This window comes from Desulfobacterales bacterium, assembly GCA_029211065.1.
Taxonomy (GTDB): domain Bacteria; phylum Desulfobacterota; class Desulfobacteria; order Desulfobacterales; family JARGFK01; genus JARGFK01.
This window is the reverse complement of the sequence record JARGFK010000010.1, coordinates 15,850-40,757: the sequence shown is the minus strand read 5'-3', so window position 1 is coordinate 40,757 and position 24,908 is coordinate 15,850. Positions and strand designations below refer to the sequence as shown.

18 protein-coding genes are annotated in these 24,908 nt (G+C 53.7%); 7 read left to right on the top strand and 11 right to left on the bottom strand.

Annotation, left to right across the window (positions count from 1 at the left end):
• Positions 1-6: 6 nt before the first annotated feature.
• Positions 7-504, top strand: a complete 498-nt coding sequence (locus tag P1P89_03885; GenBank protein MDF1590634.1) for a RimK/LysX family protein — start codon at positions 7-9, stop codon at positions 502-504.
• A 16-nt stretch (positions 505-520) separates the two neighbouring features.
• Here P1P89_03885 and P1P89_03880 read toward each other — a convergent pair whose 3' ends face one another.
• The 4 genes from P1P89_03880 to P1P89_03865 are packed head-to-tail and all read right to left on the bottom strand — an operon-like array spanning position 521 to position 4,544.
• Entirely contained in the window at positions 521-2,092 is a 1,572-nt protein-coding gene (locus P1P89_03880; protein MDF1590633.1) for a hypothetical protein, read from the bottom strand.
• 36 nt (positions 2,093-2,128) lie between these two features.
• On the bottom strand, positions 2,129-3,139 hold the full coding sequence (locus tag P1P89_03875) for a succinylglutamate desuccinylase/aspartoacylase family protein (protein ID MDF1590632.1): 1,011 nt from the start codon (positions 3,137-3,139) through the stop codon (positions 2,129-2,131).
• Between the two features lie 14 nt (positions 3,140-3,153).
• On the bottom strand, positions 3,154-4,059 hold the full coding sequence (rimK, locus tag P1P89_03870; protein ID MDF1590631.1) for a 30S ribosomal protein S6--L-glutamate ligase: 906 nt from the start codon (positions 4,057-4,059) through the stop codon (positions 3,154-3,156).
• The gene (locus P1P89_03865; protein MDF1590630.1) at positions 4,056-4,544 is read right to left on the bottom strand and encodes an ATP-dependent zinc protease; all 489 of its coding nucleotides are present in this window, start codon (positions 4,542-4,544) and stop codon (positions 4,056-4,058) included. The genes rimK and P1P89_03865 overlap by 4 nt, the downstream gene beginning before the upstream one ends.
• Positions 4,545-5,002: 458 nt before the next feature.
• On the opposite strand from P1P89_03865, the gene P1P89_03860 reads away from it, so the two are divergent.
• The 4 genes from P1P89_03860 (at position 5,003) to P1P89_03845 (ending at position 9,025) form a co-directional block, all read left to right on the top strand.
• Complete coding sequence (locus P1P89_03860; GenBank protein MDF1590629.1) at positions 5,003-5,161, top strand: hypothetical protein; 159 nt, start codon at positions 5,003-5,005, stop codon at positions 5,159-5,161.
• A gap of 61 nt (positions 5,162-5,222) precedes the next feature.
• Complete coding sequence (locus tag P1P89_03855; GenBank protein ID MDF1590628.1) at positions 5,223-6,617, top strand: 7TM domain-containing protein; 1,395 nt, start codon at positions 5,223-5,225, stop codon at positions 6,615-6,617.
• An 83-nt stretch (positions 6,618-6,700) separates the two neighbouring features.
• On the top strand, positions 6,701-7,645 hold the full coding sequence (locus P1P89_03850) for a universal stress protein (GenBank protein ID MDF1590627.1): 945 nt from the start codon (positions 6,701-6,703) through the stop codon (positions 7,643-7,645).
• 114 nt (positions 7,646-7,759) lie between these two features.
• Positions 7,760-9,025, top strand: coding sequence for a glycosyltransferase family 4 protein (locus tag P1P89_03845; GenBank protein MDF1590626.1), 1,266 nt, complete (start codon positions 7,760-7,762; stop codon positions 9,023-9,025).
• A gap of 17 nt (positions 9,026-9,042) precedes the next feature.
• Here the strand turns inward: P1P89_03845 and P1P89_03840 are convergent, their stop codons facing one another.
• The 7 genes from P1P89_03840 to P1P89_03810 all read right to left on the bottom strand — a co-directional run bounded on the left by P1P89_03840 (position 9,043) and on the right by P1P89_03810 (position 22,350).
• Entirely contained in the window at positions 9,043-9,420 is a 378-nt protein-coding gene (locus tag P1P89_03840; protein ID MDF1590625.1) for a PilZ domain-containing protein, read from the bottom strand.
• Positions 9,421-9,569: 149 nt separating this feature from the next.
• Positions 9,570-10,748, bottom strand: coding sequence for a PAS domain S-box protein (locus P1P89_03835; GenBank protein ID MDF1590624.1), 1,179 nt, complete (start codon positions 10,746-10,748; stop codon positions 9,570-9,572).
• Between the two features lie 25 nt (positions 10,749-10,773).
• Positions 10,774-11,403 (bottom strand): carbonate dehydratase, encoded by a 630-nt coding sequence (gene can, locus P1P89_03830; protein MDF1590623.1) that lies wholly within the window; start codon positions 11,401-11,403, stop codon positions 10,774-10,776.
• Between the two features lie 67 nt (positions 11,404-11,470).
• Entirely contained in the window at positions 11,471-13,480 is a 2,010-nt protein-coding gene (locus P1P89_03825; protein ID MDF1590622.1) for an alpha amylase C-terminal domain-containing protein, read from the bottom strand.
• Positions 13,481-13,562: 82 nt separating this feature from the next.
• On the bottom strand, positions 13,563-15,098 hold the full coding sequence (locus tag P1P89_03820; GenBank protein MDF1590621.1) for a glycogen/starch synthase: 1,536 nt from the start codon (positions 15,096-15,098) through the stop codon (positions 13,563-13,565).
• 87 nt (positions 15,099-15,185) lie between these two features.
• Positions 15,186-17,738, bottom strand: a complete 2,553-nt coding sequence (gene glgP, locus P1P89_03815; GenBank protein ID MDF1590620.1) for an alpha-glucan family phosphorylase — start codon at positions 17,736-17,738, stop codon at positions 15,186-15,188.
• A 316-nt stretch (positions 17,739-18,054) separates the two neighbouring features.
• Positions 18,055-22,350: an amylo-alpha-1,6-glucosidase gene (locus tag P1P89_03810; protein ID MDF1590619.1), complete on the bottom strand. Its 4,296-nt coding sequence runs from the start codon at positions 22,348-22,350 to the stop codon at positions 18,055-18,057.
• A 335-nt stretch (positions 22,351-22,685) separates the two neighbouring features.
• On the opposite strand from P1P89_03810, the gene corA reads away from it, so the two are divergent.
• Both corA and P1P89_03800 read left to right on the top strand, forming a co-directional pair.
• The gene (gene corA / locus P1P89_03805; GenBank protein MDF1590618.1) at positions 22,686-23,747 is read left to right on the top strand and encodes a magnesium/cobalt transporter CorA; all 1,062 of its coding nucleotides are present in this window, start codon (positions 22,686-22,688) and stop codon (positions 23,745-23,747) included.
• Positions 23,748-23,759: 12 nt separating this feature from the next.
• Positions 23,760-24,902: a mechanosensitive ion channel family protein gene (locus tag P1P89_03800; GenBank protein ID MDF1590617.1), complete on the top strand. Its 1,143-nt coding sequence runs from the start codon at positions 23,760-23,762 to the stop codon at positions 24,900-24,902.
• Positions 24,903-24,908 lie beyond the last annotated feature (6 nt).

Sequence of the window (24,908 nt, the reverse complement as noted above, 5' to 3'; positions counted from 1 at the left end):
AAAAGCATGAGAATCATTCCAGCCCTTATCGCTGCGATTTTAATCGGAATTCCATTTTCAGCCATCTCCCAGGACAAGCAGGTTGTCGGCCTGTTGGAGAAAATCAAAATCTGTCCGGAAAACCTCATCATGACGGCCAAGCTGGATACCGGAGCGGAGCACTCTTCCCTCAGCGCCATCAACATCAGGGAGTTCATACGTGACGGCAAACGCTGGGTTCGCTTTGATGTCAACGCCCAATGGCTTTGGAAAACGCGGGAAAAAAGACTGCTGCGAATCGCAAAAATTAAAAGGCACCCGAACGATCACCAGGAGCGTCCGGTAATCCGGCTGGGGATCTGTCTGGGAAAGTATTACCGGGAAGTCGATTTCAACCTTACCGACCGCAGAAAATTTGAACACCAGATGCTCATCGGCCGCAGCTTTATGAACGGCCTCCTCATCGTTGACCCGGCCGCTGAATTCACCACCACGCCAAACTGCGAAGCGTCCTGCGGCAAGTAAAGTCTCCGGCGGGGAATCAGCTGGCTGCTCCCCTTTGTACCCGTTGAATAAAAGAGCTCCGGGTCATCCCGGCGCCGACGGAATCGTTCACAATCAGGGTTGCCTGTTTTAATCCTTCGAGATTTCTGTTTACGCCATACCCCTGGATCGTATCTTCTTTTAAGGCGTCACGCCGGAGATCATAGGGCAATCGCTGCATACAGACAACCGAGCAGTTGCCGCGGACATGGATGTTCGTTATCATTTTGTCGGCGATAAAATCCCTCACAGCCCGGTCCACGTCGGGATTTGCCGGGTCGATTAAATTCCGCAGCGTCAGGGGGATCATCGCGAAGTTCGCCTGGTGCTCGATTAAAAGTTCAATATCCGCAACGGTCAGACCGTTTCGATGGAGCAGCTCGGTTAAATGCTTGCCGGCCCCGCGGGTGGCGTACAGAAAAACACCCTTTCCATCCATTTCGCCAAAAACATCTCCATCGCTCGGGACAGCCTGAATATAGTCGGCAAAACAGCCATGGGTCCGGGTCCGGGTGTCGATAATGCCGGACTCCGGCCGGTCATACGGTTCGCCGGCGCCTTGATGAATTTTTACCCGGATCCCCTGTTGCCGGTCCAGGTATGCGGAAGCGACGGTTCGATACCGGCCGGATTCAACATAGGCTCTGGCAATTGATTCAACAAAGAGAGGGTCCTGGTCCAGGGCCATCAAGTCAAAGGCAAACGCGTTGACGTCCCGGTCATAAAAACTTAACGCTTCTTTAAATTGCCGGAAATGTCCCGCACCGGCTTTTTCAGGGTACATTTTTTCAACCAGGGCGTTTTGGACTCTGGCAGCGGTGGCCGGCACACGGTACAGCAGGCTTCCCAGTTGGTTATCGACCAGGATGCCGTCGATTTTGCTGCGGCCGTTCAGCCTGTATATCATTTCTGCGATGCGCGCCACAAAATCATCGCTGCAGGGCTGCGTTATCGGCTCGCTGCTGCTGTAACTTCCGGAGGGACGCAAACTGGCCTGGGTTTGGAGTGCGGTTGCCAGGGCATCGTCGCCGAAGATGATATTGGCGGTATCACCCGGCTTGAACGCACGCGCCCGGTGAATGTTTTCAGCCCCGATGATGACCGAAATGTCGCCGGATTTAAGAAAACCGTTGAGGGAAAGCATAAACACGAGCTCGACCGCCACATTAAAGCCGGGGCAGCCCGCATATAAATCAAAAGCCAGGGCCTGGGGGCAGGCATCCTTCACCATATGGTAGGGGTGCTGAATCAAGGGACCCGGATCCTTTTTATCGTCCCCCACATTGGTTGCCCCGATGAACAGCTTGATTCGGGCCGGTTCAATTTTGGCGCCTTCCAGGAGGTTCTGCAGGGCAATCCGGCCGATCCACTGATTGGGCGGGGCGGCCACACGCGTTCGGACGCCGATCCTGTCTTCGATGGACTGAGGGGTTACCGGAATTCCCCCCTTGAAAAACATCCCTTTTTTTTCGAAAGCGGTGTTGTCTATAAGGGTTCCGTCATTCCAGGCGCCATATCCGACAATTTCCAATACTGATTTCCGTCCCAATGCGCCACCTTGTGGTTTCATCAAACGCCGTATCCGCCAAAACCATATGACAACAGACTACAGCCGGTTTAATCTCTCCTGAAACTCTTCCCCTCCGGCATTTTCATCCGTTTCCCCGTCCACCGCAGCAATATGAAAAACGGCATCGCCCGCGTGGACCAGCGGCAGGTTTGTACGACCGATGACGATGCCGGCGCCGGGTGAAAATACCGTCTCTTCGTTTTCGCCGAATGGATCGGCAATGACACCTATCGGTTCGTTTTGAGCCACCCTGCCGCCAAGCTGCGTTTGCGTACGCAAAATACCGCTGATGGGCGCCCGGGCCCACAGGGTTGAGTTTGCAACCAGGGGGGATACCGGATCCCTTTTGGGGGTATCTCCAGGGAGCATGCCGATCAGCCCCATTACGGACAGGATCCCCCGTATGCCGGCCCGGACAGCGGCGTCGTCAAAGCGCAACGCTTCACCGGCCTCATACAGCAGCATCGGACAACCTTTTTCCGCCACGGCCTGGCGCAGGGACCCGTCGCGCAGGTTGGCATCGACAATGACCGGTGCATTGAACGCCTCGGCCATGGCACGCGTCCGGGGGTCTTCCAGACGGGCGCGGATCTGGGGCAAATTGATGCGATGATTGGAGCCGGTATGCAGATCAATGCCGTGGGTGCTTTGGGATACAATCTCTTGCATGAATATATTCGCCAGCCGGGAAGCCAGCGACCCGGTCTCGCTTCCGGGGAAAAAACGATTCAGATCCCGCCGGTCCGGCAGGTAGCGCGAGTGGTTGATGAAGCCGAAAACATTGACCACCGGCACGGCCAGGAGGGTCCCCCGCAGACGCGCCAGCCTTTTGTATTGAATCAGGCGGCGAACGATTTCAACCCCCAAAATTTCATCGCCATGTATGGCCGCGCACACAAACAGCACCGGGCCGTTTTTTTTGCCGCGAATCACATGGACCGGCATGGTCATTTGGGTGTGGGTATGCAGGCGGGCCACCGGAATGTTGATGGTGGCCCGCCGGCCGGGCTTTACGGATGTCTCCGCGATCTTAAAATCGGTCGGCATGCGCGGCGCCTCCATCAGCCGATTCCCCGGGTGCGGGTTTTACGGGGGGACGCATTTTTTTTGATATAGTCGATGATCATGCCGGCAATATCTTTTTCGTTTGTTTTTTCAATGCCCTCCAGCCCGGGTGAAGAATTGACCTCCATGATCACAGGCCCGTGATTGGAGCGCAGCATATCAACGCCGGCGATGTTGAGGCCCATTATCCGTGCGGCGCGCACGGCCGTTGACCGTTCTTCCGGGGTGATTTTGATTTTCGCCCCTTTTCCGCCCCGGTGAAGATTTGAACGAAACTCCCCCGACTTTCCCTGGCGCATCATGGCGGCAACCACCTTTTCACCGATTACAAAGCAGCGGATGTCCATTGCCCCCGATTCCTTAATGAATTCCTGCACCAGAATATTGGCTTTAAGCCCCTTGAAGGCCTCAATGACGCTCTGAGCCGCCTGATCGGTTTCCGCAAGAACGACCCCGATTCCCTGGGTGCCTTCCAGCAGCTTGATAATCAGCGGCGCCCCGCCCACCACGTTTATCAGATCTTCGGTAAATTTTGTTGAATGCGAAAACCCCGTTACCGGCAGGCCGATCCCTTTTCTGGCCAGCAGCTGCAGACTGCGCAGCTTGTCCCGGGAACGGCTGATGGCCACGGATTCATTTACGCTGTAAACATTCATCATTTCAAACTGGCGCACCACCGCCGTTCCATAAAAGGTGATTGAGGCGCCGATCCGGGGTATGATCGCATCAAACCCTTCAAGTTTTTCCCCCATATAATGAATGGAGGGTTTATGAGAGGTAATATTCATATAGCAGCGCAGGGGGTTGATCACCTGCATTTCATGTCCGCGCGCCTCGCCGGCCTCCACCATGCGCCGGGTGGAGTAAAGTTCAGGTTTGCGGGAAAGTATACCGATTTTCATTTTGTCCTCCTTTTGCCTCGATCCTTTGCGTAGGATTTCGACAGCGTGCGTCCAAGTATATAGGCTTTTTCCAGATCGATGAAGTACCGTCCGCGCAGCGCCGAGCGGCCGAGGAGCATCCGGTATTTCATATTGTCGCGTCGGGCCAGGGTCATTTCAATGGGCCATTGACGATTTCCCAGCGACAGCGTCGTACAGATAACATAGCGCTCTTCGCGATGCCCGCCCGAATCAGTAATGGTTCGCAGTTCCTTGATATCCGCCTCGCAATAAATCACAATATCCGTATTGCGCTGGAGGGGATGAATACCAAAGCGCACCTTTTGTCCGTTGTCCGTTTTGAAAACCTCCATATCGAAGGCATGCAGCGAAGACGTCTTGGCGCCGGTATCGATCTTGGCCTTGATGGCAGGTATATTCAAATCCGGCAGCGCCACCCATTCCCGCCATCCGGCGGTTAATTTCTGGTTTTTCACGGCTGTCATATGTTAAAATCCATCAGCAAAAACGATTTGTCGGTTGTTGCAAGCAAAACCTATCTCTTCTGGATATCATAGCCCTCAATTTTGCAAGTTCAGATGAATAGCAAAGGGATATTCGCTTAGATGGGTTATAGACGCCCGGGGCTGATAGCGCTTCCCGGTCAATAAGAAAATAATCAGAATTATAAGATTTCGGCGGCATCATACATCATAACGATAGCCGATATCAAATAAATATTTAAGAATCGACTTCAGGACGGAAATGGAGCCCTGGTTGCATTTGTCAGAATAAAAGAGAGGGCGGCGCCGGGAGAATATTTTTAGACTGTTTTACAATTGACTTTTTCGTTCATTTCATTAACTTAATCAACCGGCCATAGAATGTCTAAAATGCTTTGATTCTGATGATTGATGGACGACAGCTTCCCCTAATCATCCAGCTTGGTCCTTCGGATAGAACGATGTCGTTTATTAAACAACGCCCCGGCGCCCTGGCGGCCATCGGCGCCCTCATCGCAATCGGCTGCATCACCTTTGCGCTGAGAACCGTATGGATGGAACGCGGCGGCACCCGGCTCCATGACAAGGTCTGGCAAATGACGCTGGCGTTCCACTTCTAAGCGGAACAGAGCGGGGCAGCGGTTTACCTGGCGCTGCCGGTCGATTCCCCCCGGACCAAATTTGGGTCAAAATTTTTTCTACCCCCGCCTGCGCCAGGCCCGTTTGCGGCCCAAAGCCGGTGAATTGCGCGAAGCCGTGTTTATCGCACCCCAGCCTGGCCGGTTTTATTTAAGAGCCGACTTTCAACTTTACAGCGACCCGTCCGCAGACCGGCAGAAGACGCAGAAAAAAGAAACCTTATCCGCCGCCGGCCGAGAACTCTATCTCGGTGATGATCCCCTGACCCAGATTGAAAACGACCAGGTGAAATCCGCGTTTGAAAAATTGTTTGCCGCCCAAACCGATAAACGCCACCTCCTGGACGTCATAGCGGATTTCTGCGAGAAAAAAATAGCGGCTGCCGCCCCGACCACGCCCCGATCTGTCGCCGATGTGCTGCTGCAGCGAAAAGCGACTGCCCTCGAACGCGCCCGGACAATGATTGCGTTGTGCCGAATCGGCAAAATTCCCGCCCGATTGATCAGCGGATTTGCGCTCTCTGAAAAGGCCGATGCCCAACCGAACTTCTGGATCGAAGCTTACATGGATAATACCTGGCTGCCGTATGATCCTGAAAATGGATATCGCCACGAGCTTCCTTCTAATTTCATTGCGGTCCGAAGAGGCGGAAGCGAAATGCTAAGAATCAAGGATGGGTCCCGGATTTCCCAGGAATATGCCATTACCCATATCGAGAACCCCCACGGTTTCAGGGGAAGCGCGGAGCAGCGTTTTATAGAAGTTTTTGACCTCACAAGGCTGCCGCTTTCCACCCGGTCTTCCCTGGTCATGCTGCTTTTGCTGCCGCTGGGAGCCCTTGCAACCACATTTACCCGAAACATTCTGGGAATCCGAACCATCGGGACGTTCACCCCAACCCTGCTGGCCCTGGCGGCCGTATATGCCGACTGGCGAACGACGATGACCATATTCATTATCGTGGTCATTATCGCTTTCGGAGGTCGGGCGCTTATGCCGGGTTTAAAATTATTGAAAATCCCGCGGCTCAGTGTGATCTTTACCCTGGTGACGGTTTCGATGACCCTGACCGTGTCCATCCTGGAATATTTTCATTTCACTCCCGCCGGGCATGTGGTGCTGCTGCCCCTGGTGGTGTTGACGACCATTGTCGACCGGACCTATACGGCCATAGACCGGGATGGCAAACGCATCGCGCTAAAACGGCTGGGCTGGACGATTGGTGTGGCCATCGGCTGCGTATGGCTCTTCCAATGGGATTTTATCGGCCGCATGCTGCTGGTTCACCCCGAGTTGCACTTTATCACGCTGGCATTGCTGCTGCTGCTCGGTTTGTACAATGCCCGCAAACTTTCAGACGTCTCATTTTTTCAATTCCTGGGGGAAGATTACCCAAAAAAGGCGCCAGCCGCTCTGGACAATTCGTCGAAGACATGATTTAATAGTCCGCAAAATTAATTATGTGGATTCAAACCGCATCATTAACACAACGCATTTATTCAGGTTTAAGGAGACCTCTGATGGCGGAAAGAACAAAGAAAATGATTATCACACCGATTGACGGCTCCAGTGATTCCCTTCGGTCCCTGAACTATTTGAACCTGTATTTCGGTACGGCCCCTGATTTAAAAATTGTATTACTTTACATACTGCCTTCGCTGCCGCCGTTGCTGATAGATGAATGTAAAAAAGACCCAAATGCCGCCCGGAAGCTTAAAGAGCTTGAAAAAAAGAACAGCCTGATGGCGGAAACGATTCTGGCGGAAGCGAAAACCAAACTGGTTGACAAAGGGTTCAGTCCCAGCCGAATCGAAACCGTTTCCCGCAAAAAAGAAAAGGAAACGGCCCATGACATCTGCTGGTGGGCCGCAAGCAAACAATCGGATGCCATCGTGGTCAATACCCGTGGCCGGAGCCGGCTGGAAGTCTTTTTTATGGGCGAAACCGCCCGCAAAGTGCTGGAATTCGCAAAAGTCTGCCCGGTCTGGCTTATCAAAGGCGCGATAAAATCCCGGAACGTTCTGATCGCAATCGACAGCTCCGATAATGCCCTGCGGGCAGCAGATCACGCCGGATTTATTCTTGCGGGAACCGATTGCAGCATTACCCTTTTCCACAGCAAGCGGCAATTAAGGCGTTTTGTTCCCAAGGAACTTTTAAAAAACGCTGCCGAACTGGAATCGCTTTGGAAAAACGCTGCTGCACAGGATATCGCGCCGAACATGAAAAAGACCGAAAGTCTGCTTCTGGACAGAGGCATTGCTCCCGGCCAGATCAGTACGAAAATAATCGACGGCAGCCGCAGTGCCGCCGCAGACATCCTCAAAGCGGCCCGCAAGGGAGATTTCGGAACGATCGTCATGGGCAGAAAGGGCTTTTCTGCAGATGAGGATTATAGCCTGGGAAGCATCACCCGCAAGGTTGTCAACGATTTTGATGATATGGCATTATGGATTGTCCGGTAAAACCATTCGCATTTGTGCGAGGGCCTTCCGCTTACACCCTCGGAAAGGAATCATATTCAGCTCTCCGTCTATCAGCCCGGTTGAGACGGACGCTCAGGTTTTAAAAGGTATCGCATGGGTAAAAATATCGGTTTTGTCTCCACCCGCTTTGCCGGCACCGACGGCGTCACCATGGAATCCAGCAAATGGGCGGCTGTTTTACGGCGAAACGGCCACAACTGTTTCTGGTTTGCCGGTGAATTGGACCGGGCGCCGGAGCGAAGCTTCATGGTTCCGGAAGCGCATTTCAAAAACGAACGCAATGAATGGCTAAGTGAACAGCTCTTCGGCAAAAAGGCCCGCAGCCCCATTGCATCGGACACAATTCATGAACTCAAAACGCTCTTAAAACAGAAACTGACTCAATTTATAGATACGTTCGGGATCGACCTGCTCATTGCCGAAAACGTTCTGACCATCCCCATGCATGTCCCCCTGGGAATCGCCATTACGGAAACGATAGCGGAAACACTCATCCCCACCATCGCCCATCATCATGATTTTTACTGGGAAAGGGTCCGGTTCACCATCAATGCCGTTGGGGATTATCTGCGGATGGCCTTTCCCCCCAACCTGCACAATATTGAACACGTCGTCATCAACTCCGCGGCCCAGGAGGAGCTGGCCCTTCGGACCGGCATATCGTCCGTCATCATCCCCAATGTCCTGGAATTTGAAAGCCCGCCCCGGGTTGACAGCGCACGCACGCAAACGTTCAGGGAATCCATCGGCCTGGCGCCTGACGACGTCATCATTTTACAACCCACCCGGATCGTCCAGCGCAAGGGAATTGAACATGCCATTGAGCTGGTAAGGGAACTGAAGAGTAAACGCTTTAAACTGGTCATCTCCCATGAGGCCGGGGATGAAGGCTATGAATACGCGAACTGGCTCAAAGCCGAAGCCCGCAGCCACGGGGTGGATCTTCGCATTGTCAAGGCCCGGATTACCGATCCCTTGAATGATCATGAGAAGCGCCACAAGGGGCTGTCCCTCTGGGATGTCTACCCCCACGCCGATTTCATCACCTATCCCAGTTTGTACGAAGGCTTCGACAACGCTTTTCTGGAGGCGGTTTATTTTAAAAAGCCCCTGCTGATCAATCGCTACGCCATCTTTGTAAGGGACATTGAACCCCGGGGATTTGATCTGGCGGTCATGGACGGATATCTGACGAAAAAAACCGTTAAAAAAGTAAAGGAAGTGCTCAAATCTCCTGAACGCCGCGAGAAAATGGTCAACCAGAATTATGCCATCGCAAAGCGCTATTACTCCTACACCGTTCTCGAAACACGGCTGGCCGCCATTCTGATCAATTTCTTTGGTACGAACAATAATTAAAACCCAGATCAACAGGATCAATTTTCAGCCAAAATATAGTTGTCAAGAAAATACTCCAGTTGTGACACCTGGCTGTCGGTCAGTTCTAAAAACACCCCGTTGATCTGTTTCTTCTGCAGGGCGCTGGAAGGGATGCGGTCTTCCACATCAACCGCTGAAACGATCTTAAAAGGTATCTCTCGTAAATGAAACTTGTCGTCCTGTGTGAATATCTCTATCTCGAATGTTTGTGAATCGGGTTTAACATTTGCGATGCAGGTAAACGAAATCCCCCCCTTGCTGATGTTTTTTATCTGGCCGATGAGATAATGAGAAGCCAGCGCCGCAAATGCCTGCGCCTTTACCTTATATCGCCGGTGTATCCTCCGCTCATTCATCTTTGCATCATCCGTCATGGCGCGAGAGCCCCTTTTGTTTTCGATCGGTAATGAACCGCCACAGCGAGCGCATCCCCCGTCCCGCCCAAGCGGGACTGCAGTGTTCTTCAATCAATCCTCGAACGTGTTGGAAATATTTCGTGCAGTTTGCCAATTCCCATAATTGTTCAGTCATCATAAAGTTTAAAATCGGGATAATACTTTTTGGCGCATTCCGGACAGATGCTGTGGCTGAACTCGGTCCCCGAACGCTCCTGGATAAAGGCTTCGATTCTGTTCCAATACCCCTTGTCATCGCGGATATTTTTGCAGTGAGAGCAAATGGGCAGCAGCTCTCCCAGGGTTTTCACCTCGGAAAGCGCCTCCTGAAGCTTCAGGACGAATCCATCCCGCTGCTCCTCTGCCAGTTTGCGTTCGGAAATATCAACGATGTTTCCCATGATGGCCGGTTTGCCCTGATATTCGATGCGGACCGCAACCGTTTCGCACCATAAAGTCTTGCCGTCTTTTCTGATCCGTTTGACTTCATAGCGTTGCGGGGCGTCCCCCCCGCTGAGCCGTTGCACTTTAATTTCCTGGGCGCGCTCGCGGTCATGTGGATCCAGCAGATCAAAATAGTTCATATTCAGTAGTTCTTCTACGCCATAACCATGCAATTCGGCAAAACGGTTGTTGGCATATATGATCTTATCATCCTGATGGATATAAATGCCGGTTTGAGAGCTTTCGGCAAGGATTTTATATTTTTCCTCGCTTTCTAAAAGCGCCTTTTCCGCCGACAGGCGTTCTTCCTGATCGAGAAAAATCCGACAAACCAATATGGTTGCCGCAGGATACAATAAGAGTATCGGCAGAGAAATTCGACGCAGCACCTCGAATCCGACACCGCCGGAAAGGGCCAGAAACAGCGCCAGCACTATTATATGCACCAGCAGTCCGAAACCGCCCAGCCAGCCGGTATGCATATAGCGTTCGTCTTTGCCCCGCAGGTAATGAAAGACAACTCCCAGCAAGGCGGATACGGCGATGACCATGATGCCGACCCAGGTGCCGGGCCCCCCCAGCCAGATGCGAAATGCACCGCAGATCGCGGCGGCCGCAGCGGCAACAGCTGGACCGCCGAACAGCCCCGCAATGCTCAGGATGACCGACCGGCTGTCAAAGATGATGCCCGGCGCAAATTGAAACGTCGTCGCCATCACCACGACGCCCGCCCCGCCAAAGAGGAGCCCTGAAAGAATCTGGTACGGCAGTGTGCCCTTTTCCCGCCTTCGCAAAACCATCTGGTGCAATACGCTGAACGCCACCAGTATGGCAATGTTCTGAATCAGACTGATCAGGATCATTTTCGAATTATTCCTACTTCTTCCGTTAAGCCATCTTGTGAATAGGGTTTATGTCGTCCGGGCCCGTGATACACACATTCAGGTCTCTTAATATCCCATCATCAATACCGTAGATCCACCCATGCACCGCCAGTCCTTGTCCAAGCCGCCATGCGTTTTGAACAATAGTCGTATGACACACATTCGCCACCTGTTCAATCACATTGAGTTCACACAGCATATTGAATTTTTTTTGTTCATCACTGACTGCGTTGAGTTTTGCTTCATGATAGCGATAGATATCCTTGATATGGCGCAGCCAGTTGTCAATCAGCCCATAGGGTTTGTTCCCCATGGCCGCTTTAATCCCGCCGCAGCCATAATGGCCGCAAACAATGATGTGCTTAACCTTCAACACATCGACGGCGTATTGCAAAACGGACAAGCAATTCAAATCCGTATGAATCACGACATTGGCAATATTGCGGTGGACAAATATGTCACCCGGCGGCAGACCGGTAATGGTATTTGCCGGCACGCGGCTGTCGGAGCAGCCGATCCATAAATACGCCGGGGTTTGCTGTTTTGAAAGATTCGCGAAAAAATCGGGATCAGATTTTTTTGTATTTTCCGCCCATTTCCTGTTGTCATCAAAAATACTTTTTAAGACGCGCATGGGTTGTTCCTTTCTTCGGTATTAAAGCGCCATTTCTATTTCGTGGGGCTTACCCCCGCAAGTTGTTCTAAAGCAGCTTCAGGGCAATGGCCGTGCGGTTCGGCAGATAAAGGCTCAGGTAATGGTTGTCCATCTTCTCATTGTCCGTCAGGGTAAAATGAAACTGGTCCGGGGCGACCCGCCCGTGCCCGCCGTATATGGCGGCATCGCTGTCAAACACCATCACATATTTGCCCGGCGGCGCCCCGATGCGATAGTCCGCACGGGAACCGGCCGGATGAAAGTTGAACACGAACAGCAGACCGGCCCTGCTGAACGCCAGTATTTTATCATCGCTGTGCTCATGGCGCAGTTGTATTTCCGGCGTCTCCAGCAGTCTGAACTGTTTTGCCAGAGCGATCATGTCACGGTCGAAACGCAACAGAAACTGATACTTCAGGTTCGGGTCATCCGCCAGATGCCACTGGCGCCGGGCATAATGATACGACCAGTTGTTTCCCTGGCGCGGAAAATCAATCCAGTCCGGGTGTCCGAATTCATTCCCCATAAAATTGAGATAACCGCCGCCGGCCAGGGTCATGGTGATCAGGCGGATGAGCTTGATCAGCGCCATGCCCCGATCTACTCCCATATGCGGATCCCCCGCCTGCATATGATCGTACATGGCTTGGCCGATCAACCTGAATATCAGCGTCTGGTCGCCCACCAGGGCCTGGTCATGGGATTCGGCATAGCTGAGGGTGTGTTCGTCCCCCCGCCGGTTGGTCAGTTCATGCCACAGCTGCCCCATGGGCCAGGCCTCGTCACGGGTCTCTTTGGTCAATTTGATCCAGTAGTCCGGTACTCCCATGTTAAAACGGTAGTCAAACCCAAACCCGCCGTCCGCCTGCGACAGGGCCAGACCCGGCATGCCGCTGACATCTTCGGCAATGCTGACCGCGTCCGGACGCACAGCGTGAATCACCCGGTTGGCAAGCGCCAGATAGGCCAGGGCGTCTTCATCCACATCATCGCCGAAATAATCGTTGTAGGAGGTAAACGCCTTTCCCAAACCGTGATGCGTGTAGAGCATGCTGGTAATGCCGTCAAACCGAAAACCGTCCACCCGGTATTCATCCAGCCAGTAACGGCAGTTGGACAGCAGGAAGTGGAGCACCTGGTGTTTGCTGTAGTCAAAGAGGCGGGAATCCCAGGCAGCATGAACGCCCCGCTGGCCCTCGTGAAAAAACTGATAGGGGGTTCCGTCAAACCGGCTGAGGCCTTCCACTTCGTTGGAGACCGCATGGGAATGAATCAAGTCCATGATGACCCGTATCCCGGACAGATGGGCCGCATCGATCAGCGCTTTGAGTTCCGCCGGTGTTCCGAAGCGGGAAGATACGGCAAAAAAACTGGAAACATGATATCCAAACGAGGCATAATAGGGGTGCTCCGGAATGGCCATGAGCTGCAGGGTGTTGTAGCCGGCTGAAACGATGCGGGGCAGAATTTTTTCGGTAAACTCCCGATAGGTGCCGACCCGGCCCTCCTCCTGGGCCATACCCACATGCGCTTCGTAGATGAACAGCGCACCAGTCGGCGGCAGAAAGTTTCGACACTGCCACAAATACGGGTCGGGCGGCTGCCACACCTGGGCATTAAAAATTAAGCTCTCGGGATCCTGCACCACTCGCCGGGCATAGACCGGAATCCGGTCCCCGGAGCCGTCGGCCCAATAAATCCGCAGTCGGTATAAGTCGCCGTGCCGCAGCCGGTCCGGCGGCAGCCGGATTTCCCAAACCCCTTCGTCAGCGATGCGCTGTAAGGACAGCGCCGGTTCTTCCTGCCAGCTGCTGAGGTCGCCCACCAGAAAGATCGCACGCGCATTGGGCGCCCATTCACGAAAAATCCATTCGTTTTGATGCCGGTGCAGCCCGAAATATTCATGGCCGGATGCAAAATCAGCCAGGGTCATTTCTCCCCCGGTCAACTTTTTTTCGGCGGCATCGATTTTTTCCAGGCGGTGATTTAGAACGGCCGCATACGGCTTAAGCAGCGGATCGAGTTCCAGTAATTTTTGAGATAGGCGGTTATTCATATCGGGATTAGGGTTTCGTATTTAATTTTATGAGAACCACGGCCGTTGAACTGCCCCCCGATCCCCGGCCACTGACCACTTTTTAAAGGGCTCCGTTGGGAGCTGTCTCCAGCAGCGGACGCTGGAGTATTTTTCCGTAAAGCGCGATATATTCCTGGGCCGTAACCGCATGGGTAAAGGTTTGGGCGCTTTGCTGCATGACCCGGGAGATCTGTTTCTGCTTCACCTTTGCCGGCAGTTCGTAAAAGCCCATGGCCTGATCGATGGCCCACATCAGGCCGCCGGAATCATAAGTCTTGAATAAAAAGCCGTTGCCGCTGCTGTTTTCCGCATCCATATGAACCACCGTATCATGGATGCCGCCGGTATCGTGGGCCACTGGAAGGGCGCCGTAAATGGGCGCAATCATCTGGGGAAGCCCGCAGGGCTCAAAGCGAGAGGGCATCAGAATATAATCCGCCGCAGCATAGGCCTGGTGCTCCATTTCTTCATTGAAATCACACACAGCCAACCGGTTATGGATGCCATGAAAAATAACGATGTCTCTAAAAATCCGCTGATAATCGCCATTGGCGATAAAAACGATCTGCAGGTTCCGGTTCCAGTAGTTTGAAACAACCCGATAGAGAATCTCGGCCAGCAGCTGGCACCCCTTTTGGATGGGGTCCAGGCGTGACGGCCAGAAAAAGAGCGGCGCGTTTTTATCCTCGATCAATCCCAGGTTCTTTTGCAAGAAAAGCTTGTTTTTCCGTTTGCCGGCCGCATGGTCGCTGCTCCCATAGCGATAGGCGATATGGATATCGCTTTCCGGATTGAAAACCGGGTCGGGCGCATTTAAGATGCCGACGGCGCAGCCGGCGTAAAACTTGTTGGCAAGCTCGCGGCGTAGCGGTTCGGATATAAAAGCAAACTTGCCGTTGACGATTTCCTGTAGGAAAGTATGGCTGACGGTATTCACAAAATGGGCCGCAAAGACGCCGCTGGCCAGAAAATCAACCGGAACAGATTCGCGGGCGTCCTCATAAGAATAGATCATTTTCTCGTAAAACAGATGGTACCAGAAATAAGCCGCATCAATCCCGCGGTCTTCAATATAGGCCAGGGTGCTTTTGACGGTATGGATGTTATGGATGGTAAAGAGACAGGGAATGCCGAGGCGGCGCGACATCGCCGGTATCAACGCGGTCATCCAGTCGTTACAATGGATCAGGTCCGGCTGGACCCGGGGAATGATATTGTTCATGACTTCCCGCTGAAATGCGATGGCCAGCTTCGTGTTCTCTTCGCCGTAATCGGAATATACCCGATTCAGGTAAAAGAAGGCCCTGTCTTCGGCCAGATGAATCCGGTCGTCCGGCATCACTTTGCGGATGTCGCTCTGTTCTTTCTTTAAAAAAGGGGCCAGCCGGTCCGCAAAGATGGAACGGTAATCCGGCATGGCCACATGAACATCCGCGCCCTGGTCAAAAAGGGCCTTGATCAGGGCGGCGGACACATCCGCCAGACCCCCGGCCTTGGCTGTCAGGAAACCGGCATGGCTTGCCATCCGGTCGGGCAGGTAGGTGACCTCCGGCGTTACAATCAGAACACGCGGATTATTTCGTAAAGCATTATCCACAAATACTTCCCTTTACCCTGAATGAGCGTAGACAAAATGCCTTGAAGCCGGAGCACCCTCGACTTTCGCTCAATTGGGGTTTTAGCTTCAGGCCCAGGTAATCAACCCGGGCGAGAACTTGGTCAAATCGTCCCCTTGCGGCGTGATCCGCGCGGTAAACCCGAACCGCCCGGAAGAGTTGCAGGTTACGACACCGCTATACAGGTAATCGCCGTTGCCGCGCTCTTCCGTCATGAACATCGGTTCCGTTGCACCGTCCTTGAGCAGGCCCAGCGACTTCAGGTGCCCGTAATAAAGCTCCACATCCACTTCATCCGGACGGAGTTCTCCCAGATGGACGGCCGCTGTTACCTTTAACGTTTCACCGACCCGAAAGGGGCCTTCGCTCTCTTTGGCCGGCAGATGGACTTTTATCTTGCCCCAATGTGTTTTTAGCCGCTCCCGGCAATCCCGCAGGCGTTTGGCTTCGGCAGCCTCGTTTTGGATCAGGGTTTGGAACCGCTCTGCGGCGGGCTGATAGAACCTGCGGGCATATTCATCCACCATTTTATGGCTGCAAAATTTTTCGATGGCCATTTTCATGGAAGCTTTCATCATTTTCATCCATCGCAGCGGCACATCCCCGTTTTTACGCTCGTAAAAACAGGGGATCACATCGTTTTCCAATATGTTGTAAAGCGCCTGGCTTTCCACCGCATCCTGGTAGGCGATATCACTATGCTCTTCTCCGTTGCCGATCTTCCAGCCGCAGTCTTCCGAATATCCCTCACACCACCAGCCGTCCAGCACGCTCACGTTCAGCACCCCGTTTAAAGCCGCTTTCATCCCCGATGTACCGCAGGCCTCATATGGCCGCCGGGGCGTGTTCAACCAGACATCCGCACCCTGAATCAAATGCCGGGCGATATTGGGGTCATAGTCTTCCAGAAAGATAAACCGGTGACGAACGGAGGCCTTGCGGCCGAAATGAATCAGAAGTTTAATCAAATCCTTGCCCTCCTGATCCTTGGGATGGGCCTTGCCCGCAAAAACAAACTGGATGGGACGGGTCTTGGAAGTTATCAGCGCTTCCAGGCGGTCGGTATCCATCAGCAGCAAATACGACCGTTTGTAGGTTGCAAAGCGGCGTGCAAATCCAATCGTCAGAATATCCTGGTCCAGAACCGATTCCGCATCCTCCATCATGGCTTTGGGCGCATTGCGACGGCCGTACTGTTGAAGCATCCGCTCCCGGCAGAAGCGTATCAGGCGGGTGCGGTTCATTTCATGGGCCAGCCAAAGCTCTTCCGCATAGATTTCATCGATGCGCTTGCTGATATCATGATTTTCAGCGTGCTTGTCCCAGTCCGATCCCAGGTAGCGCTCAAACAGCAGCGCCAGTTCGTAGGAAATCCAGGAGGGAACATGCACCCCGTTGGTAATGTGGCTGATGGGAACTTCATCCTCCGGTACGCCGGGCCAGACATGGGCCCACATTCTGCGGGCTACCTGGCCATGCAGCCGGCTCACACCGTTGCGGTCCTGGGACAGGCGCAGCCCCAGGACGAACATTGACAGGGGTCCATTCGGACCGGAACCGGCCGCCTGTCCCCAGGACAGGATCTCATCTTTTGAAACGCCCAGCCGCGTCTGGAGCGGTTCCAGATACGGCCGGACCATATCGGCCGGAAATTCATCATGTCCGGCCATGACCGGTGTGTGGGTGGTAAACACATTGGTCCGGGAAACGATCTCCCAGGCGGTTTTTAAATCAACGTGGTAGGTCGACACCACATGCGCCAGCCGCTCCAAGCCGGCAAAAGCGCAATGCCCCTCATTCATATGGCACACCGCCGGATTAATCCCCATGGCCAGCAGAGCGCGCATGCCCCCTATTCCCAGCAGCATCTCCTGGGCCAATCGGGTTCTGGCGTCGCCGGCATAAAGCGTCGACGTAATGTTGCGGATATCGGGTGAATTTTCAGGCAGATTGGTATCCAGCAGAAAAAGGGGTACGCAACCAACCTGGGCCTTCCATACGGCCGCTTGGATCTCACCGTCCGGGCCGGCAATGGACACATACAGCTCTTTATCCAGCGGATCTTTTGCCCGTCCGATGGGTAGATGAAAAAAATCCGTTTCCGGGTATTCTTCCTGCTGGGTGCCTTCCTGGTTGAGAAATTGAGAAAAATATCCTTGGCGGTACAAGAGCCCCACCGCTGCCATGGGAAGCACCCTGTCCGAAGCAGCCTTCAAATGATCGCCGGCCAGGATTCCCAGACCGCCGGCATACAGCGGCAGGCTTTCATGGATTCCGAACTCCATGGAAAAATAGACAATTTTTCCTTCCGGGCCCAGTGTGGTCGCAAATTGTTCCCGGGGGATACAGACCATGCTTTGAAAATGTTCTTGAACCCGGCGCTGATAGGCTAAAAAGCTGTTGTCCTTGGCCAGTTCCTCAAATCGACGGGGGTCGACCAGGGTTAAAAAAAGTACGGCATTTCGGCGAGCTGCGCCTTTCCACAAGCGCGGATCTATCCGCCGGAATAGTTCTCTGGCATCATATTGCCAGCTCCACCACATGTTGCGGGACAATTCTTCTATAAATGAAAGGGGTTCCGGAATGCAAGGAAACACCTGAAATGTCTGTAATCGACTCATGTATCAAGCACCTCTATATATAATGTTCCAAAATTGGGATGGTCTCGTAAAAAGTCGAAAATGCGCCTTCATCGTCATTCCCGCAAAAGCGGGAATCCATTGATTTTAAACGGTTCTGGATGCCTGCCTGCGCAGGCATGACGGGATTTGGGACTTTTTACAAATGTGTCAAAATTAATATTGTATATCACAGTTTATCGTCAGGCGAAACTAACATAAAATTCCTTTGCCTACACTACTTTAATCAAGTCGTGAAAAAGGGTTCCAGGGGTCAATCCCGTCAGGGCGGGAAAGGATTCAATTGTTTGTTTTTAAATTATGATGCCTTTAATTTCATCCACACCCGCACCCATTCGCTGGCACCCCACGCCTGGGCATCGCAGCCCCGGGAGATATGGGGAAAATCGCCGTCTATTATCTCCGGCAGGTGGCCCACACATCCCTGATGCAGCAGCGCAGAACTGCTGGACAGCCACGACAGGGCCGTTTCTCTGGCGTTATCGCCGTATACCGCCACCCAGGCCTCGCAGAAACTGGGAAACATCCAGGTCCAGGCGGTTCCATTGTGATAGGCCGGCTTGCGCTGTAGATCCTCATCACCCGCATATTTGCCCTGATAGGGCCGGCCGGGGTCGTTGAGGGCTCTCCCCTGATGGACAATCGGCAGGGGAAACTTCAGCGGCCGGTCCGCCAGGCTGCGGATCGCCCCGGGGACCAGAAGTTCTTCACAGGCGGACAAAATTTTGCGGCTACGGGTGTCGTCGCCGACAGCACCCAGCGTCAATGCCAAAAGCTGGTTGGGCCGAAGGGCGTCATCCGGTTTGGCCTGACGCGCAGGTGTGCCGGGCCCGGCGTGCAGGCAATCCGACATGTAGCCCTCATCCCGCAGCGGGAAGAGCTCAAGGAGCGACGAACGCGCTTTGAGGCTCAACTGCTGCCATCGCCCCCCGGCTTTAGACGCATCGATTTGAGCCAGAAACAAAAGCCCCGCAATCCATAAGGATTGAATTTCAACCGGATACCCTTCCCGGGGTGTTCCCGCGGGATGGTTGGTATCCATCCAGGTAAAATGCGAGGGGCTGAAAAGGAGCCCCGAGTCCGGGTCCATACAGATGCCGTTGGGGGTCCCGTCCATCAGCGATCGGACCATGGCTATCAAAACCTGGCGGACGCTGCGATTGCCGCAGGGTTCATCCAGAAAGGATTCTTTGCCTTCGGCCCGGACCATATCGGCGCAAACCGTAAAAAACCACAGCGCCGCATCAGACGTGTCGCGGTTGCCGGCATCAGCCCCCCGGATCATGTTGGGCAGGGTGCCGTTTTCTTCATATTGCCCGAAGAGTTTGATAATATCGCGGGCCTCGGCGGTTTTACCGGCCGCGATCAAACCGCGCGTAAAAATCAGGGCGTCGCGGCCCCAGTCCAAAAACCAGGGGTATCCGGCAATCACGGTCTTAAGATCGCCCCGCCGGACCACATAATGCCTTAAAGCGGCCGTGAGATCATCAATCGGTCTAAAGAAGGTCTCTTCTTTTTCAAAACAGGCTTGAACGGGAGGGGCCCCGGGAATTTTTAGGAGCCCCGCGGTTCCCCGGGACGAATCGAGCACCACGGCCGTCAACTCCACCTGGTCTTCCCCTTTCAGTTCGGTCTGGAAATATCCCGGACTGAACAGGTCCGAATCCGGATCAAGGCCGCGTTCGGCATCAGCCGGCCGGAATACCATGTACTGCCACTCCGGTTCCCACACAAACTCGCCCCGGGAAATCCGAACCCGCAGGGGGTGCTCCGGCAGCGCTGAAAACAAAAAATGATCTGAATGCGGGGTGGTCGCCTTGGGCCAGATATTTTCCGGCCCTTTGAATGCTTTGGCGGGTTCATGGAAATTCCGGCTTTCGATATCCGGCCGCACAATCAGCCGGACAGGCTTGCCGTCCGTTAGCCTGGAGGCAGCATCCCCGGCAGGGTGCCGGTTTAAAATCATTCTGACCGCATTCTTTCCAGAGACCATCTGGAGTTGTATCGTCAGGAGCGTATACTGGCCCTGGCCGGCCGGCACATAGAAGCGCCAGCAGCCGGTGGAATCACCGTCCCGGTAGAACGAATCGAAACAGTCGCCATTCACCGCCTGGGAATACCCCTGATACACCAGCCAGATCCGATACCGCGCCAGCATGGCCCAGCGGTCTTCTGGATATTCCGGGTTCAGATTGGCCGACAGCAGGGCGTCATACCGGCTGCGCAGCTCGCCCCACCGAATCGAAGCCCGCAGCATGGCGCCGCAGCCATTGGTTTGCAGCAGCAGCGCCGGCTGGTCCACCAGGTCGGACCGTTTTAAACTATTTTTTATGGATACGCTGCCGGCCCTTGCCAGCAACAGCAGCCGCGCTTCGACATGTTCACACCGTCCGTCGGCATAAAGAGACAGTTTTACAGTCAGGCGGCGATGATTTTCTTGGGGCGGAAGCGGTGTCAATAAAGCAAAAAAGGTTCCATCGCTCCGGACCAGACTCTCTTCGCACCGTAAAACCCGATCCCTTTCCAGCACTTCGGCCCGAAAGGAAACGGCCGCCTGGAGCAGCAGAAAATGGTTCGGCGGGATCATGACTTCCCGTTTGGCGTCCTGGGGCCATTGCCATTTAACCACCCGGGGCTCCTGGCTGTCCGGGTTCAGGCTGCGGCAAAATTCAAAGGGGTCCTGGGCCAGCCGGCCGGCAGCCCCATCCGGATCAAACTCCGCCAGATCCCGGACACCGTGATAAAAGCCATACACATCGATGCCCTTGGCCCGCAGGCGCTGGTTCAGAATCAGCGGGGGCAGTGCAAAAGACGTTGGCCGGGTCTGGATAAACAGCGCCAGATCACTTTTTTCATCGGAAAGGCAGATAACCTGTCCGGGTTCCAGACCACAGTGGGCCATTCCCGCTTTGCGGTTTATCTCAACAGCCGCTCCCGTCATCAGGTCCCAGCAGGCGCCGCCTGCCATTTTCGCCCGGGAGGGATCCCAGGACACCCGGCCGCGTTGCGCCACATCCAGGTTGACCAGGATGATCAGCCGCCTGTTGCTGGGCCCATGATGCCGCAGCAGCGCCAGGACATTCCCCTCTCCCGTTTGAATGAGCGCCAGGCGGGTTCCATTGAAAAAAGCCGGATGTACGGTCAGCAGGGTCGTGAGCCGCCCGATCAGATCGATCTGGTTGGGCTGCGCCCCCCAATTGAGCGAAGCGGCGCCATGTACGTCGATTTTCTCTGCGGCAAACCATTCCACCCCGTTGCTGAATCCGAAAGCGCCCTGATGAGAAAAAAGCGCACAGAGGGCGGTTCGCATGCGGGCATAGCCATGAGACTGCGCTGCCAGCCTCGGGTTGTCGTGGGTTTCGGCAAAATGGACCGTGACGCCGTCGCTTCCGGAAATCTCCATGGCGCCGGGCAAATACCCCTCTATCTGGCCCCGGTCATAGTTTTGAAACAGCTCTGAATAGGCCCAGTTGAAATTGGCCGTATTCAGCAGCTCCCGTGTAACCGATATCTTGCCGCCAAGACCCTCCAACAGAAATACCGTATCGGGAAACTGCTCCCGCACCGCTGCAATCAAATATTTCCAGGCCGGAACCGGAATCATGTACCCGGCATCGCAGCGAAAGCCGTCCACCCCCCGCCGGCACCAGGTCAAAAATACATCGGCCATGAACTGCCACAGGTCTTTGTGGCTGTAGTTGAGCTTCGTCAGGTCTTCCCAACTGACCCCCCAGGCCCCGGGAACTTCAATCCGTCCGTCCGGATCCCTTGACAACCACTGGGGGTGCGTCTCGTGTAGACTGGCCGCCCAACCGGTATGATTTATCGCGATGTCGATAAAAATTCTGGCATAGCGTGCGTGCACGGCGTCAATCAGCTCGATGAACTGTTCCAGAGGGGTGGCGTGATAATCGAACTCCGCCAGGGCAGGATCAACCGCCGTAAAGCTTAGGGCGGCATAGGGGCTGCCGAATCGCCCCATGCGGCCATAGGTCGTGGGAACGGGGTGCACCGGCAGCAGCTGAAGGATCCGGCATCCGAGCGTCCCCACGATAAAGTCCAACTCTCTGATCAGATCTCGAAACGTGCCGGACTTGGGTATGACCGTATAACCGCTGCTGTCCAGCGCCTTGATCCAGTCTTCATTGACGGGACTGCTCGACGCCGCCGCTTTATTGGCGCCAAACTGTCTCACAAAAGCGTTATAGATGATATTCCCGCAGCAGGTATGGGCCGGTTCGACATTGATGCCGGTGTTGGGGCCCTCCGGCCAGACCGGGTCCGTTTCGCCGTCTTTTAAAAAAAAGCACTTGGCTTCGAAATGACCGACTTCAGTCAGGGGCAGCCGGGCGCCAAAGGTCCGATCATCAACCGGCCGCATGGCGATATCAAACCAGTCCTTGTCCAGGGCGGGAATATTCTCCCGCACAGCCGCCAGCGTTTCCCCACGGGCAACATCCGAATGCCCGATATTGGTTCGAATCCAGGCGGTTCCTTTCTGGGGGGTCGGCAGGGAAAGCTTGAATTCGAGGGTGTCGCCGCGAAACATTAACAGATGTTGCCCGGGAGCCGGCGTTTGCAAAACAGATTTCATATGATCCATGGCAAGTATTGTTTATTTTTAGGGCGCTGCACAGGACACCGCTTAAAACAGGTTGAAACTCTCGAATAGAAATATATCAAAGGGTATCCCCTGTCAACTTTACCCTAATGTTGCATTGTGAATTCAAGGATCTTGGCCGCTTTTAGCCATGTTTTTTATGAAATCAAGGGGTTTATGACATGATGGCTTTAGTTCCCTGGCTGTTCAAACACCGGTTTTCAACGCGACCACACGGGCCTGAAAAAAACAGTGCTTGCATTTTTAAAATTCTTTTGTTTATAATTTTAGCTTTAAAAACAATTAGTTTAAATGATAAGGAGACGGCCATGTTCATCATAAAATCCGCCCGCAAAAAAGCCGGCCAGTCGCCGGGGACCTTGATGTATGTCGGCGCAGAAAAAGTTGAAAAGGTCAAAATCCAAATTATCGATTATAATGGGTCCGATCTGGCTGAAAAAGAAGTGGGGACCATCAAGGACTGCCTGCCGTTTAAAACCAGTGATTCGGTTACCTGGATCAACGTTACCGGCATCCACGACCTGACGATGATCGAAAATCTGGGCAGCCAGTTCAACCTGCATCCCCTGCTCCTCGAAGATGTCGTCAACACCGAGCAGCGTCCCAAGATGGATGACTATGAAGACTATCTCTTCATGGTTTTAAAGATGCTATACACCGGAAAAAACAGCAAGCGCATCCAGCATGAACAACTGAGTCTGATACTCATGCCCGGTGTCGTCCTCTCGCTCCAGGAGTTTGAAGAGGATGTGTTTGACCCTGTTAGAGAAAGAATTCGCAAAGGGAAGGGACATATCCGCACCAAGGGGTCTGATTACCTGATGTACGCCCTCATCGATACCATTGTGGACCATTATTTCCATCTTTTCGAAGAAATCGGGGAGCAGGTGGAAGCCCTCCAGGAAGAAGTCATTACAGACCCCCAGCCTAAAACGCTCCATCAAATCCAGAATCTGAAACGGGAAATGATCTTTTTAAGAAAATCGGTCTGGCCCCTGCGGGAAATCATCAGCGCCCTGGTCAGAGGAGAATACAGCCTGGTCCACGAAGATGTGGTTCTGTATCTCAGGGATGTCTATGATCATACCATCCAGGTCATCGATACAGTCGAGACCTATCGTGACATGCTCTCGGGCATGCTCGACATCTATCTGTCCAGCGTCAGCAATAAAATGAATGAAGTCATGAAAGTGCTGACCATTATCGCCACCATATTTATCCCCCTTACTTTTCTGGCAGGGGTTTATGGAATGAATTTCAAATACATGCCGGAACTGGAGTTCAAATGGGCCTACCCGATCCTCTGGATCATCATGATTTCCGTGTTTGGATTGATGCTGATTTATTTTAAACGTAAGAAGTGGCTGTAACAGGAGGTTGCCATGGATTTTAAATATCTATTAACCGAATTTGAAATCGGCGGAAACCATTTATGGCGCATCCTGGCGCTGTTCGGCATTATTTTTATCGCCCTGGCTCTGGGTAGAATCGTCAAGTTAGTTCTGCACAAGTCCGCCGCGGCTCTTGAAAGTCAGCAACGTTTCATACCTGCCGTCACCTTAAAGTCAGTCAGCCGAAGCGTCCTTTTTCTGTCCGCAGCCATCGGCATCTCCGTCGGCATGGAATTCCTCGAATTACGAAACAGGATTTATGAAGTGGCCGATACCCTGACAGCCATCCTATTGAGCATCGCCATCGGGCATCTGCTTTACTGGCTGGTGGATGTCCCGGTCAAGTGGCTCACCGACATATCGGAAAAAACCAAAAGCAAGATGGACGACATGCTGATACCCATCATTCGCAAGAGCCTGCGCGTCACCATTGTCATCCTGCTCCTGGTCCAGATCGCCCAGATCCTCAGCGACAAGCCCATTACCTCCATCATCGCCGGGTTGGGAATCGGCGGTCTGGCCGTTGCCCTGGCCGCCCAGGACACCATTAAAAATTTTTTCGGCTCCATTGTCCTTTTCATCGACAAACCCTTTGAAAAGGGCGACCGTATTGTCGTGGACGGGCAGGACGGCCCAGTGGAAGAAGTGGGAATCCGCTCCACCAAAATCCGAACGCTGGACGGTCATCTGGTCACGCTCCCCAACGGCAAGCTGGCGGACATGACCATCCGCAATATCGGCAAACGTCCGTATATCCGAAGGCTTTTCAACCTGACGGTCACCTATGACACGCCGCCGGAAAAAATCGAAAAAGGGATCGCCATCGTAAAAGAAATCCTGACCAACCATGAAGGCCTGCAGGAAGATTTCCCGCCCCGGGTGTTCTTTAACGATTTTAATTCGGACTCCCTGAACATCCTGGTGCTGTACTGGTATCATCCGCCCAATTACTGGGATTTCATGGCCTTTACCGAAAAGGTCAATCTGCAAATTATGCGTGCCTTTGCCGCCGAGGGAATCGAGTTTGCGTTCCCGACCCAGACCACCTATCTGGCCCAGGACGACCGCAGGCCGCTCTATATCCGCGTTTCCACCGACGCCGAAAGCAACAAAACCGGCGGGCAAACCGGGTGACCGGAC

Bases quoted from the DNA above. Each gene is read 5' to 3' on its own strand.
- P1P89_03885 (MDF1590634.1), top strand. From the start codon at position 7: ATGAGAATCATTCCAGCCCTTATCGCTGCGATTTTAATCGGAATTCCA.
- P1P89_03880 (MDF1590633.1), bottom strand. From the start codon at position 2,092: ATGAAACCACAAGGTGGCGCATTGGGACGGAAATCAGTATTGGAAATT.
- P1P89_03875 (MDF1590632.1), bottom strand. From the start codon at position 3,139: ATGCCGACCGATTTTAAGATCGCGGAGACATCCGTAAAGCCCGGCCGG.
- rimK (MDF1590631.1), bottom strand. From the start codon at position 4,059: ATGAAAATCGGTATACTTTCCCGCAAACCTGAACTTTACTCCACCCGG.
- P1P89_03865 (MDF1590630.1), bottom strand. From the start codon at position 4,544: ATGACAGCCGTGAAAAACCAGAAATTAACCGCCGGATGGCGGGAATGG.
- P1P89_03860 (MDF1590629.1), top strand. From the start codon at position 5,003: ATGTCGTTTATTAAACAACGCCCCGGCGCCCTGGCGGCCATCGGCGCC.
- P1P89_03850 (MDF1590627.1), top strand. From the start codon at position 6,701: ATGGCGGAAAGAACAAAGAAAATGATTATCACACCGATTGACGGCTCC.
- P1P89_03845 (MDF1590626.1), top strand. From the start codon at position 7,760: ATGGGTAAAAATATCGGTTTTGTCTCCACCCGCTTTGCCGGCACCGAC.
- P1P89_03840 (MDF1590625.1), bottom strand. From the start codon at position 9,420: ATGACGGATGATGCAAAGATGAATGAGCGGAGGATACACCGGCGATAT.
- P1P89_03835 (MDF1590624.1), bottom strand. From the start codon at position 10,748: ATGATCCTGATCAGTCTGATTCAGAACATTGCCATACTGGTGGCGTTC.
- can (MDF1590623.1), bottom strand. From the start codon at position 11,403: ATGCGCGTCTTAAAAAGTATTTTTGATGACAACAGGAAATGGGCGGAA.
- P1P89_03825 (MDF1590622.1), bottom strand. From the start codon at position 13,480: ATGAATAACCGCCTATCTCAAAAATTACTGGAACTCGATCCGCTGCTT.
- glgP (MDF1590620.1), bottom strand. From the start codon at position 17,738: ATGAGTCGATTACAGACATTTCAGGTGTTTCCTTGCATTCCGGAACCC.
- P1P89_03810 (MDF1590619.1), bottom strand. From the start codon at position 22,350: ATGAAATCTGTTTTGCAAACGCCGGCTCCCGGGCAACATCTGTTAATG.
- corA (MDF1590618.1), top strand. From the start codon at position 22,686: ATGTTCATCATAAAATCCGCCCGCAAAAAAGCCGGCCAGTCGCCGGGG.
- P1P89_03800 (MDF1590617.1), top strand. From the start codon at position 23,760: ATGGATTTTAAATATCTATTAACCGAATTTGAAATCGGCGGAAACCAT.